General features: G+C 51.7%; 9 protein-coding genes. 5 read left to right on the forward strand and 4 right to left on the reverse strand.

Annotated elements, in window-relative coordinates:
• The first annotated feature begins 112 nt into the window (after nucleotides 1–112).
• The 4 genes from BQ9893_RS03860 (at nucleotide 113) to BQ9893_RS03875 (ending at nucleotide 7,242) form a co-directional block, all read left to right on the forward strand.
• On the forward strand, nucleotides 113–1,486 hold the full coding sequence (locus tag BQ9893_RS03860) for an MATE family efflux transporter (RefSeq protein ID WP_075964813.1): 1,374 nt from the start codon (nucleotides 113–115) through the stop codon (nucleotides 1,484–1,486).
• An 81-nt stretch (nucleotides 1,487–1,567) separates the two neighbouring features.
• Nucleotides 1,568–2,971: an efflux transporter outer membrane subunit gene (locus BQ9893_RS03865; RefSeq protein ID WP_075964814.1), complete on the forward strand. Its 1,404-nt coding sequence runs from the start codon at nucleotides 1,568–1,570 to the stop codon at nucleotides 2,969–2,971.
• A gap of 26 nt (nucleotides 2,972–2,997) precedes the next feature.
• Nucleotides 2,998–4,113: an efflux RND transporter periplasmic adaptor subunit gene (locus tag BQ9893_RS03870; protein WP_075964815.1), complete on the forward strand. Its 1,116-nt coding sequence runs from the start codon at nucleotides 2,998–3,000 to the stop codon at nucleotides 4,111–4,113.
• A 6-nt stretch (nucleotides 4,114–4,119) separates the two neighbouring features.
• Complete coding sequence (locus BQ9893_RS03875) at nucleotides 4,120–7,242, forward strand: efflux RND transporter permease subunit (RefSeq protein ID WP_075964816.1); 3,123 nt, start codon at nucleotides 4,120–4,122, stop codon at nucleotides 7,240–7,242.
• A 176-nt stretch (nucleotides 7,243–7,418) separates the two neighbouring features.
• On the opposite strand, the gene fmt is transcribed toward BQ9893_RS03875, so the two are convergent.
• The 4 genes from fmt to BQ9893_RS03895 are packed head-to-tail and all read right to left on the reverse strand — an operon-like array spanning nucleotide 7,419 to nucleotide 12,196.
• On the reverse strand, nucleotides 7,419–8,393 hold the full coding sequence (gene fmt, locus BQ9893_RS03880) for a methionyl-tRNA formyltransferase (RefSeq protein ID WP_075964817.1): 975 nt from the start codon (nucleotides 8,391–8,393) through the stop codon (nucleotides 7,419–7,421).
• 5 nt (nucleotides 8,394–8,398) lie between these two features.
• On the reverse strand, nucleotides 8,399–10,186 hold the full coding sequence (locus BQ9893_RS03885) for a chloride channel protein (protein WP_075964818.1): 1,788 nt from the start codon (nucleotides 10,184–10,186) through the stop codon (nucleotides 8,399–8,401).
• 43 nt (nucleotides 10,187–10,229) lie between these two features.
• A complete protein-coding gene (locus BQ9893_RS03890; RefSeq protein ID WP_075964819.1) occupies nucleotides 10,230–11,633 on the reverse strand; it encodes a sugar transferase in 1,404 nt (467 codons plus the stop codon).
• 2 nt (nucleotides 11,634–11,635) lie between these two features.
• Entirely contained in the window at nucleotides 11,636–12,196 is a 561-nt protein-coding gene (locus tag BQ9893_RS03895) for an L-threonylcarbamoyladenylate synthase (protein ID WP_075964820.1), read from the reverse strand.
• A 403-nt stretch (nucleotides 12,197–12,599) separates the two neighbouring features.
• Between BQ9893_RS03895 and recJ the strand changes: the two genes are divergently transcribed.
• A complete protein-coding gene (recJ, locus tag BQ9893_RS03900) occupies nucleotides 12,600–14,324 on the forward strand; it encodes a single-stranded-DNA-specific exonuclease RecJ (protein WP_075964821.1) in 1,725 nt (574 codons plus the stop codon).
• Nucleotides 14,325–14,328 lie beyond the last annotated feature (4 nt).

Below are 14,328 nucleotides of genomic sequence, written 5' to 3' on the forward strand. Positions count from 1 at the left end.
CGATGAGACTTTTCGTTTCATCGCTGTTTTTTATTATCCGTATACACATATCAGAACAACTTCCCATCCTTTTCTCTATCTTTGTCCCCCAAATTGTTTAGGTTTCATATTTATGGCTACTACTACCAAAGAAATGACGGAGGGGGCTCCCCTGCCGCTTATTCTCAATTTTACTTTTCCGCTGTTGCTGGGAAACATATTGCAACAGACCTATTCGCTTGTGGATGCCGCTATCGTCGGGAAATTCTTGGGGATCAATGATCTGGCGGCGATCGGGGCAAGCACTTCAGTTGTGTTTCTGATTTTAGGATTTTGCAACGGGTGCTGTTGCGGGTTCGGAATCCCCGTGGCACAGAAATTCGGGGCAAAGGACTACAAGACAATGCGACGATACGTGACGGTCAGTTTGCAGCTGGCAGCCCTGATGTCGATCGTTATTGCAGTCTTGACAAGCATATACTGCGCCGATATCCTGCGAAGCATGCGGACACCGGAGAATATTTTTCAGGGAGCATACTATTATCTGCTCGTGACGTTTATCGGAGTGCCTTGCACGTTCTTCTACAACCTGCTGTCCAGCATCATACGTGCACTCGGTGACAGTAAAACGCCATTCTGGTTTCTGCTGTTCTCTACCGTATTGAACATCGTGCTCGACTTGTTCTGCATCCTCGTGCTGGGATGGGGCGTGTTGGGGGCCGGTATCGCAACGGTCGTCTCGCAAGGCGTGTCGGCAGTTCTCTGTTATTTTTATATGTACAAGCATTTCCCGATCCTGGGAGGGACAGCCGACGATCGGAAATTCCGCTTTCCTCTGGCCAAAAACCTTTTGTATATCGGTGTGCCGATGGGACTTCAATTCTCCATTACGGCAATCGGCAGCATCATGCTTCAAAGCGCCAACAATGCATTGGGAACAGCTTGCGTAGCCGCTTTCACGGCTGCCATGCGAATCAAGATGTTCTTCATCTGCGCCTTTGAAAGCCTCGGCATAGCAATGGCAACCTATACGGGACAAAACTACGGAGCCGGAAAACCCGAACGCATCTGGCTGGGGATCAAGGCCAGCTCGTTGATGATGATGATCTACGCCGTCTTCACTTTTACAATCCTGATATTGACCTCCGACAAGATATCGCTGTTGTTCGTAGACGCTTCGGAAACGGAAATACTGAAGGACACGGTACTTTTCCTCCATGTCTCCTGCTATTTCTTCCCGATCCTGGGACTGCTCTGCATCTTGCGCTACACCATACAAGGCGCAGGATACACCAACCTGGCGATGCTTTCCGGAGTTTCCGAAATGATCGCCCGTACGCTGGTCAGTATCTACGCCGTGCCGGTATTCGGATTCCTGGCCGTCTGCTATGGCGACCCGACCGCTTGGATAGCAGCAGACCTGTTCCTCGTCCCGGCTTTCATATATGTCTACCGGAAACTGAAAGCTTCACTTTCCGGCGTAAAGAAACAAACGGCCTACATGTAAAATAAACAGAAAGAAATAAAAAGAGGCAAACATTTATACGGCAGGTCTGTTTTTTAAGGGCTAAATCTAAACAAAAAAGTTATGCACATACGTACATGGTGTTATGTTGTGCTCTGCCTGTCCCTGCCGATAACGTTGCCTGCACAGAAAGAGCACAAATACCTGGATCACGCGTTACCGGAAGCGTGGCAGGAAGACGACAGTGATTTTCAACAGACATTGCCGGTAGACGACCGGTGGTGGAAAAACTTCAACGATCCTACGCTGGATTCGCTGATTGAAGTGGCCGTCAAGCAGAACTACTCCGTCCTGATGGCGGCAGACCGCATCGCTATGGCAAAAGCCAATCTGCGCATACAACAAGGCAGCTATTCGCCGACCTTGGGGCTCGCTGCCGGTTGGACCCGCCAACAAAGCAGCGGCCATACAAGCAGCCTGCCGCAGACGACAACCCAATACAGCGATGCCGCCTTGTCCATGAACTGGGAGCTCGATGTGTTCGGAAGCATCCGCAACCGCGTAAAGGCCCAAAAAGAGAACTTTGCAGCCTCCAAAGAGGACTATAACGCCGTGATGGTCTCCCTTTGCGCACAGGTGGCCTCTGCCTACATCAACCTGCGGGAACTGCAACAGGAAGTGGAAGTCGTCAAAAAGAACTGCCTGTCGCAACAGGCGGTCGTCATGATCACGGAAAAAAGATACGAGACAGGACTTGTCTCGAAATTGGATGTCGCACAGGCCTTATCCGTCTACTACGACACAAAGTCTTCCCTGCCCATGCTGGAAGCCGGGATCATCCGGTACACAAACGCATTGGGCGTACTGATGGGGCTCTATCCCTGGGACGTACGGAAAATCATGGAGACGCGGAAACCTCTGCCGGAATATATCGAGACGGTCGGCATCGGCATCCCCGCCAACCTGCTGCTGCGCCGGCCGGACATCCGCGCGGCCGAACGCCTGGTGAATGCACAGGCGGCATCGCTCGGCGCTTCCAAATCGGACTGGTGGCCGAAGGTTTTCGTCAAGGGGTCGGTAGGCTTCGCTTCCCACGATCTGGACAAACTGGTCAACCATAACAGTTTCACCTACGAGATCGCCCCTGCCATCTCCTGGAATTTCTTCCAGGGGACGAAATTGGCGCAGACGACACGACTGGCAAAAGCACAGCTCGACGAGTCGATCCGGCAATTCAACCAGGATGTGCTGACAGCCGTCCAGGAAGTGGACAATGCCATGAATTCCTATAAGAACTCGATCAAGCAGATCGTCGCGCTCCGGGAAGTCGTCAACCAGGGGAGACAGACGTTGGAACTTTCGCTCGACCTCTACAAACAGGGGCTTACTCCTTTCCAGAATGTCCTGGACGCACAACGCTCCCTCCTCTCCTACGAAAACGAACTGACACAAGCCAAAGGCTCGTCCCTGTTGAGCCTGATACAACTTTACCAGGCGTTAGGCGGCGGTTGGGAAAATGAGAATTAAAAATTAAGAATAAAAAAATAAGAGAGATGAAGACTGCTATTAAAATAGGGATTATGGGATTGTCCATCATCCTGCTTGCCGGATGCAAAGAGAAAAGTCACCAGACGGAGACGCCGGCCCCTTCCATCAGTGTCGCGACACCGGTCGTGCAAGACATCACGCTGACAAAAGACTATCCGGGCTATTTGAGCTCCGACCGCATGGTCAACCTGGTAGCACGCGTGAACGGATACCTGCAATCCTCGCAACTCGTGCCGGGTGCGAAAGTAAAGAAAGGCGATCTGATATTCGTGATCGAACCGGAAGTCTACCAAAACAATGTCAGCCAGGCGGAAGCTGCGCTGAACACGGCCAAAGCCCAGGTCGAATATGCCCGCAGCAATTACGAACGCATGAAAGAAGCCGCCAAAAGCGGAGCCGTCAGCCAGATACAGGTCTTGCAAGCCGAATCGACCGCAGCGGAAATGGAAGCATCCGTACACAATGCCGAAGCTGCTTTGAAAACCGCCCGGACCAACCTGAGCTATTGCTACATTCGGGCTCCCTACGACGGACGTGTCACCCGTGCCAGCTATGACGTAGGCAATTATATCAACGGTGCCGGCCAGCCCGTCACTTTGGCTACCTTATATAAAGACGACCTCATGTACGTCAATTTCAATATAGAAGACAACCAGTTCATGCGGATGAAAATGATTGCCGCCCAGAACGATCCGAACGTCAAGATGCCAACCCACATTTCCGTACGCCTCGGGCAGGACGGGCGGAAAAGGTACACCGGGACATTGGACTATCTCTCGCCCAACGTCGACCTGTCGACCGGTACGCTGAACGTCCGCGCCAATCTCGAAAACAAAGACGGCGAACTGAAAAGCGGGCTGTACGTAACGATCACACTGCCCTACAGCGAACAGAAAAACGCAGTCCTCGTGCGCGACGCCTCCATCGGAACCGACCAGTTGGGGAAATTCCTGTATGTCGTAAACGACTCGAATGTCGTACGATACCGCCATATCGAACCCGGACAGTTGGTGAACGATACGCTCCGGCAGGTCATCAGCGGCATACGCCCCGACGAACGATATGTGACAACCGCCCTGCTGAAAGTCAGAGACGGCATGAGTATTAAGCCTATAAAATAAAAAGCTATGGTAAAATTCTTCATAAACAGACCGATATTCGCTACCGTCCTCGCCCTGATCCTGGTGGTAGCCGGATTGGTCACGCTACATATACTTCCTATCGCGCAATATCCGGAAATCACGCCGCCGACCGTACAGGTTTCGGCTTTCTACCCGGGTGCGGATGCGGAAACAGTGGCGCAGACCGTAGGATTGCCCATCGAACAACAGGTGAACGGTGTGGACGGAATGCTCTATATGAGCTCCAACTCTTCCAGCTCGGGAGCCTACTCGCTGACCATCACGTTCGCAGTCGGAACCGATATCGACATGGCGACCGTCATGGTGCAGAACCGTGTCAGCATTGCACAAAGCAGCCTGCCGGAAGCCGTGATCGTACAAGGCATCACCACCAAGAAGCAATCGTCCAACATCGTCATGATGCTGACGCTGAGCGCCCGCGACTCCACATACAGCGGGCTATACCTGAGCAACTACGCCAGCCTCAACATGACGGACGAGTTGACACGTCTGCCGGGAGTCGGCTCCGTCAGTGTCATGGGAGCCGGAAGCTACAGCATGCGTATATGGCTCGACCCGAACGCCATGCGTATCCGTAACCTAACACCGGACATGATCTTCCAGGCAATCTCGACACAGAACACACAGGTTTCGGCCGGTTACGTCGGGCAGCCGATAGCCCAAGCGGACAATCCGTTCCAGTACACGTTGACGGTTAAAGGTCGCTTGACGACTCCTGAAGAATTCGGAGACATCATCCTCCGTACGGAAGAGGGCGGAAAAATCCTCCGACTGAAGGATGTCGCCCGTATCGAACTGGGCAGTTCTTCCTATAATGTCACCTCCAAACTGAAAGGCCGGCCGAGTGCCGCCATAGCCATTTACCAGCTCCCCGGCTCCAATTCGCTGGAAGTGGCCAAAGGGGTACGGGAGAAAATGGAACAGTTGGCGGCGAACCTGCCGGAAGGAGTCGTTTATGACGTGACACTGGACACGACGCAGGTGATCAATGCCTCCATCGACGAAGTGCTCGTCACTTTCCTGGAGACGACAGCCCTCGTCATACTGGTTATCTTCCTGTTCCTCCAGAACTTCCGTGCCGTCATCATTCCCTGTATCACCATCCCCGTCTCTCTGATAGGGACACTGGCGGTCATGTCGGCCTTGGGATTCTCGATCAACACGCTGACTTTGTTCGGGTTGATCCTGGCCATCGCGATCGTGGTGGACGACGCGATCGTGGTGGTGGAAAACTCGTCGCGGCTCATGGATACGGGGAAATATACCGCCCGTGAAGCCGTGACAGAAGCGATGGAAGAAATTGTCGGCCCGATCGTAGGCGTCGTGCTGGTGTTGCTGGCCGTCTTTATCCCGACGACCTTCATCAGCGGTATCTCCGGGCAATTATACAAACAATTCGCCCTGACAATCGCTGCCGCCACCGTCTTAAGCGGTTTCAACTCGCTGACGCTTACGCCCGCCCTGTGCGCCCTGTTCCTGCAGGCGAACAAAGAGCCGAAATTCTTTGTATTCAAAGCCTTCAACAAGGGGTTCGGCAAAACCCAGAAAATATATGACGCCATTGTCGGCCGCATGCTGAAAAGCCCGTTTGCCACGATGGTGGTATTCGGGGTCATAACGGTCATTGCCGTCGTCATGTTCATGCGCTGGCCGACCACATTCATCCCGGAAGAGGATGACGGTTATTTCCTGGTATCCTCCCAGCTCCCGCCGGCAGCCAGCCTGAGCCGTACGGAAGCCGTCGGGAAGCAGATCGACAAGATCCTCGACAGCTATCCAGAAGTCAAGACCTATATCGGGGTAAACGGTTTCTCCATCATGGGTGGCGGCGAACTCTCGAACGCCGGGACCTATTTCGTGATCCTGAAAAACTGGAACGAGCGAAAAGGCAAAGAGCATACCGCCTCGGCCGTCGTAAACCGTTTCAACCGCGAAGCCTACGGCATCCAGGAAGCACAGATATTCGCAATGGTCCCTCCTGCCATCCCCGGATTGGGAGCTTCGGGAGGCCTGCAACTCCAATTGGAGGACCGTAAGAATCTGGGACCGACGGAGATGCAGCATGCCATCGAAACACTGCAAGCCACGTACCGGAGCAAACCGCAACTGCTCAGCCTTTCCAGCATGTATCAAGCCAACGTTCCGCAATACAAACTGGAGATCGACCGCGACAAGGTGCAATTGCTCGGCCTGCAGCTCAACCAGGTTTTCGCGACTCTAAGCTACTACATGGGGGCTGCCTATGTAAACGATTTCGTCGAATTCGGGCGTATCTACCAGGTCAAGATCGAGGCCAACGACCAGGCTCAAAAACTTATAGACGACGTGTTGCACCTGAGCCTCGAAAACAAGTCAGGCAAAATGGTCCCTTTCTCCGCCTTTACGGAGGTGAAGGAGCAGTTGGGATTGGACCAGATCAACCTGTATAATATGTATAAGTCGGCATCCATCACCTGCATAGCCAATCCGAAATATAGTTCCGGCGAAGCGATCCAGGCCATGGAAGAGCTCGTACAGGAACAGTTAGGCAACAATTTCGGATACGAATGGACCTCCGTCGCTTATCAGGAAACGAAAGCGGGTTCCACCACCATGCTCGTCTTTGCAATGGCCCTTTTGGTCGCCTTCCTGGTCCTTTCGGCCCAGTATGAAAGCTGGACAAGCCCGATCGCTGCCATTATGGGACTTCCGATCGCCTTGTTAGGAGCCATTTTGGGATGTTTCGTCATGGGCGTGCCGGTCAGCATTTATACGCAAATCGGTATCATCCTGCTGATCGCCCTCTCGGCGAAGAACGGTATCCTGATTGTCGAATTTGCCCGCGACTACCACAAAGCCGGTAACCCGATACGCGAAGCCGCGCTCGAAGCCGGTCATGTCCGCCTGCGTCCGATCCTGATGACTTCGTTCGCATTCGTCTTAGGAGTCATGCCTTTGCTGTTTGCAACGGGAGCCGGAGCGGGAAGCCGCCTGTCCTTAGGCGCGGCAGTCGTATTCGGCATGGCGGTAAACACCATTTTTGCCACGATGTTTATCCCCAGCTTCTACGAGTTGATGCAATTATTCCAGGAAAAGGTATTGGACAAATTCAACCGGAAACAGAAATAAGCCGGGATACGGGTGGTAACGCCACCGGACACACATAGACATAATCCAAACATCAGGGGTTGTCTAAAAAGTCACTCATTCATCCTTGAGAACACTTTTCAGACAACCCCTTTATTGTGGCAAAGGCTGTTTTGACACTGCCGAAAAGGGACTTTTTAGACAGCCCCTTTTCTTTATCAATCGACTTTATATTCTCCTATCTGCTTGAACCCGTTCAGGAAATCCGCAACCGGCAGACGTTTCTTACCGGCCAGTTGCACGGACAGCAGACGCAGATATCCGTCTTCCACTGCGATATCGATATAACTCTTACGATCGGTCCGGATGGTTCCGACGGGAAGTTCATGCGCGGCAGGGTGTTTCTCTGCCTGATAGATTTTCAAAGAGGTGCGCACGCCTTCCGGAGAAACGATTTCGGTCCAGGCCGCCGGATAGGGAGACAGACCGCGGACGAAGTCATAGATCTTTTTCACCGGCTGATGCCAGTCGATACGGCAAGTCTCCTTGAAAATCTTCGGAGCGGGACGAAGTTCGGAAGGATCTTTGTAAAATTCTTCCTGAGGGACAGCATCCGTTTTTCCTTCCAACAGCAAATCGACGGTCTCCAACACCAAGCCGGCTCCCATTGTCATCAGTGAATCATGAACAATGCCCACATCATCCGTATCGGCAACAGGCAGATGCTTCTGGCGGATGATCTTGCCCGTGTCGATCTCGTGGGTCAGGAAAAAGGTAGTCACACCGGTTTCCGTATCTCCGTTGATCACCGCCCAGTTGATAGGCGCAGCTCCTCTGTATTGGGGGAGCAAAGAGGCATGGAGGTTGAACGTCCCCAGACGAGGCATATTCCAGACAACCTCCGGCAGCATACGGAAAGCGACAACGATCTGCAAGTCCGCCTTCAAAGCCCGCAGCTCGGAAAGGAAAGCTTCATCTTTCAGTTTTTCGGGCTGGAGCACCGGCAATCCCTTCGACAGGGCATATTGCTTCACCGGACTTGCCTGCAGGACACTGCCATGACGGCCGACCGGCTTGTCCGGCATCGTTATCACCCCGACTATATTATATCCGCCCTCAACCAAGGCACGCAGGCTCTCCACCGCAAAATCGGGAGTGCCCATATAAACGATTCGTAAATCTTCTTTCTTCATTTTTTTTAATCTCCTGAAAAGTTTTCAACCAACACTTCGCGGTATGAATTAAATATCTTCGATTTGGACATAAAGCCGATGTATCGTCCCTCCTCGTCCACGACCGGCAGGTTCCAGGCTTTCGTATCGTCAAAGACACGCATGATCTGCTCCATGGGCGTCCCTACCTGGATCTTGGCAGGCGCCGAGACCATGAACTTGGAGACGTGGAAACGGTTGTATAGCTCCGGCCGGAACATGATGTTACGGATGTTATCCAACAGGACGAGCCCCAGCAGGATTCCTCGCTCGTCGATGACCGGAAACGTGTTTCGCCCGCTTTTGGCAATCACCTTCACCATATCTCCCAATGACATTTCGGGAGAGACGGTCAGGAAGTCGCGCTCGATCACACTGTCGGTATTCAGCAACGTCAGCACGGCACGGTCTTTATGATGGGTGAGCAACTCTCCTTTTTGGGCCAGACGCATCGAATAGATACTGTGCGGAAGGAACATCTTGATCGTGATATAGGAACTCACGGATACGATCATCAGCGGAAGGAAAAGAGCATATCCGCCGGTCAGCTCGGCAATCAGGAAAACACCGGTCAGCGGCGCATGCATGACGCCGGACATGATTCCCGCCATTCCCAACAAGGCGAAATTCTTCTCCGACAGATACATCGTAAAAGGAAAATAGTTGGACGCATGCGCAAACACGAACCCGGCTATACATCCCAGGTACAAACTGGGAGCGAATATACCACCGCAACCACCGCCTGCATTCGTCGCACTCGAAGCAAAGACCTTGAACAACAAGATCAGCGTAAGGAATATCTGCAATCCCCAATAGGTATCGTTCAGGCTGTAGAACATACTCTTATCCATGATATGGGAGAACTGTCCGTTCAACAAAGACGAGATCGTGTCGTAACCTTCACCGTAGAGCGGCGGGAATATGAAGATCAGCACACTCAGCATGATCCCCCCGACGACGAATTTCTTCCAGTAATTATTCAAGCTCCGGTACATCCCCTCGACCCGGTTCATGACTTTGGTGAAATAGAGAGACACCAGGCCGCAGAAGACACCAAGCAGCAGCACATAAGGGATGCGCTCGATCACAAACGCTTCGGTCTGCGAAAAGGGGAACATCGCTTCCGTACCCGTAAAGATATAGGAGACCGTCGCAGCCGTCACCGAAGTGATGAGCAGGGGCAACACCGACGTCATCGTCAGGTCCAGCAACAGAACTTCCACCACAAACACCACCCCGGCTATCGGCGCCTTGAAGATGCCGGCTATCGCACCGGCAGCACCGCAGCCGACCAACAGCATCAGCGTCTTTTGCTCCATGCGGAACAGGCGGCCCAGGTTGGAACCGATCGCCGCTCCCGTCAACACGATAGGCGCTTCCGCTCCGACCGACCCACCGAAACCGATGGTGACGGAACTGGCGACAATGGATGTCCATATGTTATGGGGTTTGATGCGGCTCTTTCGTTGGGATATGGCATAGAGTATCTTCGTCACCCCGTGGCTGATATCATCCCGTACGATATACTTCACAAACAAGCCGGCAAGCAGGATGCCGATCACCGGATAAAGCAGGTACAGGTAGTTCGCTCCATCCAGATTGAAATTGCCGGTCAGAAGATGCTGTATGAAGTGGATGATCGACTTCAGGATAATAGCCGCCGCCGCCGTGCAGATACCGACCAGGAAACTCACGACCAGTATGAAATGCTTCTCTTTTATATGCTTGTCCCGCCACAGCAGGAAGCGATAGAAAAATTGAAAATTATCCTTCATAATCACACAACCTCTAATTTTTTTATTTTTAATTCCTAATTCGTCAAATCCCCTTACCGGTGATTACTGTTTTAACCGTATAGATCAGAATTGTCAGATCCAATGTCAGCGACATATTTTCGTAATACAATATATCATATTCCATACGCTCCACCATCTTGTCCACATTCGCCGCATAACCGTATTTCACCATCCCCAACGAGGTAATGCCCGGACGGACGTTGTGCAGCAGATAGTAGTAAGGAGCCGTCTTGACAATCTCGTCGATAAAATATTTCCGTTCGGGGCGCGGTCCGACCATCGACATATCCCCTTTCAGCACGTTCCAGAACTGCGGCAATTCGTCCAGCCGGTATTTCCGCATGATACGTCCGAAAGGCGTTACACGCGGATCATCTTCCGATGAAAGCGCCGGGCCGTTCTCTTCGGCATCGACATACATGGAGCGGAACTTGTACATCAAAAACGGCTGTCCGAGATAACCGATCCGCTCCTGGCGGAAGAACACGGGCCCCGGAGAGTCTTTCTTCACCCGCCACGCGATATAGACGAATAAGGGAGAGAGCAACAGCAAGGCCACTGCGGAACAGGCCTTGTCCAGAAAAAGCTTTATGTTTTGTTCGGCCGGCGAGAAGTTGTTATCCGTCACGTCGACCAACGGGATTCCCCGTATCGTCCGAAGCCGGATTTTCGACAGCATGTCGAACCGGTCCGCCAGCACTTTTATCGGGCGTTTATACCGGTAGAGCGAATAGAGGATGCCCATGAGCGCCTTGTTATTCTTCGACTCGACAGCCAGAACGATTTCGTCCACATTCACTTTTCCCATCAGAAGCGGAATGTCTGCCACCGTCCCCACGACCTGTTTCCGGTCGGCCTTGACCGGCGTCTTCTCGTCTTCGGCGACAAAGCCGCAAATATCATAGCCCAGGCGATACAGATCGCGGGCGATGCGGACCGCTTTCTCTCCCGCTCCGACAATCAGCACGTTCATCGCCCACTCCCGGTTCTTTATTTTCCGTACTCCGTTCTGCGTAATCAGCAAACGCGGGATATAGGTCAGGAAGAACTGCAATCCGAACATTCCGAAGAACAGCTTGTAATAGATGTCGATCGACCGGGGAATATCGTCGAGCAGCAAAGTAAAGAAGACGAAAATCGTCCCGATCAACACGGTGATGAATGTCGAGAAAAGTTCGGTGAGGCGAGATTTCCCGAACGGCTTGTTGTAATAGCCAGAAAAATAGTAAAGCACCAGCCAGAAAAAGGGAATGACAATCTGGCCGGAAAGAACGCCCGGATATAGCAAATAATCAAGCAGACTATCTGTCCCTTCATTAATGACATACAAGACTTCATAACGGAGGGTATTGAATAACAACCACGCAACCGAAGCCGATATGAAATCCGACAATATGTATTTTTCCGCCTGCTTGTTCTTCTTCATTTTTATCTGATTACCTGAATAACGCCACCGTCTCCTAATTTGATGATATTGGAAGGTTTGGCCTTGCTCGTATCATCCTGGCGATATTTCACAACATAATCGACCCCGTTCTTAATAATGTCCGACACCTCGCTGAAATTGCCCGGCGAAGGTTCGCCGCTCACGTTGGCCGAAGTAGAGACCAACGGCTTGCGGAAACGTTCGCACAGTTTATGGGAGAACTCTTCACCGGTCACCCGTATGCCGACGCTTGCGTCTTCACCCAAAAGATTCTTCGCCAGATTCTTCGCATGAGGATAGATAATCGTAAGCGGTTTATCCGCCACCTCGATCAGGTCCCAGGCTATGTCGGGCATATCCGACACGTACATGCTCAGTCTTGCCGGGCTGTCGACCAATACCAACATGGCCTTATTGTCCGTTCTTTTCTTCAGCTCGTACACTTTCTGTACGGCTTTCTCATTGGTCGCATCGCAACCGATCCCCCAGATCGTATCTGTAGGATAGAGTATTATGCCTCCCGCCCGCATGATTTCGCAGGCTTTTTGAATGTCTTCCGTCATCGTTGTTTTCAATAATGTCACAAATGTACAAATCATTCGCGGACTTGGAAACAAATGAAATAAAAATTAGATGCCTATGTAATCTATATTCCGCATTGCCGAAAATATTTTCGACAATGCGGAACATCTTCTTGACAACGTCATTTATATACACGACATTGGCAAAAACAAATTACACTTGCATCCGATTGCGGATTCACTAAAAGGGACATCAATTCCCATGCAGAAGAAATGAATGCAAATTTCCCGGAAATTATAATTTAATAAAAAAGCAAGCCGCCAAACAAAAATATCCATTTATATTATCTAACTTTACGGATTCAAATATATTGGGGGCTTTATCACCATAAGCCCGCATACCCGATATGTTTCTGAGACGAAAAAAAAGAAAAAACAATATATAATGATTACAAAATGGAACTTTCGAACCCCAACAGAAGAAGAGTTACATAAGAGAGACAAGCTGGCAGGCGAACTGGGACTCAGTCCGGTCGTATGTCTTTTGCTCGTTCAACGAGGACTCACCACTGTTGAAGAGGTGAAGAAATTCTTTAAACCCAGCTTGAACGACCTGCATGATCCATTCCTCATGCCGGATATGGAAAAGGCCGTCAAGCGCTTGAACAAAGCATTGGGTAATAAAGAAAAGATTTTGATTTACGGAGACTACGACGTAGACGGCACAACCGCCGTTTCGTTGGTCTACAAGTATTTGCGTCCTTATTCGTCGGCTTTGGATTTTTATATTCCGGACCGCTATGACGAAGGATACGGGATTTCGTATAAAGGGATCGACTACGCCCGGGATAACGGGATCACGCTGGTCATCTCGCTCGACTGCGGCATCAAAGCCATCGAAAAGATCGAATATGCCAACCGATTGGGCATCGACTTCATCATCTGCGACCACCATATGCCGGACGACACGCTGCCGGATGCGGTCGCCGTGCTGGATGCCAAGCGGGTGGACTCCGTCTATCCGTACGAACACCTGTCGGGATGCGGCGTCGGTTTCAAGTTCATGCAGGCATTCGCCAAAAGCAACAACTTCCCGTTTGCCGACCTGGAGAAACTGCTGGAGCTGACCGCCGTCAGCATCGCTTCGGACATCGTCCCCATCACCGGCGAAAACCGCATACTGGCCTATTACGGCCTGAAACAGCTCAACAGCAATCCGAGCCTCGGCCTGAAAGGGATCATCGACATCTGCGGCTTATCGGGCAAAGAGATCACGATCAGCGACATCGTCTTTAAGATCGGGCCGCGCATCAACGCTTCCGGCCGCATGATGAACGGCAAGGAGGCGGTCGAACTGCTCCTGGCGAAGGATGTGGACGTGGCACGCGAAAAGAGCGAAAGCATCAACCAATATAACGAAGAACGCCGCGAACTGGACAAGAAGATCACGGACGAGGCGAACGCCATCATCGACGAATTCCAGAATATGGAAGACCGCAAGGCGATCATCGTCTACAATCCGGGGTGGCACAAAGGGGTGATCGGGATCGTCGCTTCACGCCTGACGGAAAAATATTACCGCCCGGCAGTCGTCCTGACGAAATCGTCCGAACTGATAACCGGTTCCGCACGTTCGGTTACGGGATTCGACATATACAAAGCAATCGAAAACTGCCGCGACCTGTTGGAAAACTTCGGGGGCCACACCTATGCCGCCGGGCTCTCCCTGAAAGAAGAGAATCTGGAAGCCTTTACCCAGCGGTTCCTCAAACTGGCTGCCGACGAGATCATCCCCGAACAGATGATACCGCAGATCGACATAGATGCCGTACTGGACCTGCAAGATATCAACGCCAAGTTCATGAGCGAACTGAAAAAGATGAACCCGTTCGGCCCGGACAACCAGAAGCCCGTATTCTGCTCGCTCGGAGTCAAGGATTACGGAACCAGCAAACTGGTCGGGAAAGACTTGGAACATATCAAGCTGGAACTGATCGACGACAAGTCGAACACGCCGATACACGGCATCGCTTTCGGCATGCACCAGCACAATGCGTATATCAAGGAGATGAAACCTTTCAATATCTGCTACACCATCGAGGAGAACACCTACAACGGCAACACGTCGTTGCAACTGATGGTGAAGGACATCAAGGAGAACGATATATGAAGGG

Source organism: Parabacteroides massiliensis (assembly GCF_900155425.1).
Lineage (GTDB): Bacteria > Bacteroidota > Bacteroidia > Bacteroidales > Tannerellaceae > Parabacteroides > Parabacteroides massiliensis.

Coding starts and splice junctions, on each gene's coding strand:
- BQ9893_RS03860 (WP_075964813.1), top strand. CDS start 113: ATGGCTACTACTACCAAAGAAATGACGGAGGGGGCTCCCCTGCCGCTT.
- BQ9893_RS03865 (WP_075964814.1), top strand. CDS start 1,568: ATGCACATACGTACATGGTGTTATGTTGTGCTCTGCCTGTCCCTGCCG.
- BQ9893_RS03870 (WP_075964815.1), top strand. CDS start 2,998: ATGAAGACTGCTATTAAAATAGGGATTATGGGATTGTCCATCATCCTG.
- BQ9893_RS03875 (WP_075964816.1), top strand. CDS start 4,120: ATGGTAAAATTCTTCATAAACAGACCGATATTCGCTACCGTCCTCGCC.
- fmt (WP_075964817.1), bottom strand. CDS start 8,393: ATGAAGAAAGAAGATTTACGAATCGTTTATATGGGCACTCCCGATTTT.
- BQ9893_RS03885 (WP_075964818.1), bottom strand. CDS start 10,186: ATGAAGGATAATTTTCAATTTTTCTATCGCTTCCTGCTGTGGCGGGAC.
- BQ9893_RS03890 (WP_075964819.1), bottom strand. CDS start 11,633: ATGAAGAAGAACAAGCAGGCGGAAAAATACATATTGTCGGATTTCATA.
- BQ9893_RS03895 (WP_075964820.1), bottom strand. CDS start 12,196: ATGACGGAAGACATTCAAAAAGCCTGCGAAATCATGCGGGCGGGAGGC.
- recJ (WP_075964821.1), top strand. CDS start 12,600: ATGATTACAAAATGGAACTTTCGAACCCCAACAGAAGAAGAGTTACAT.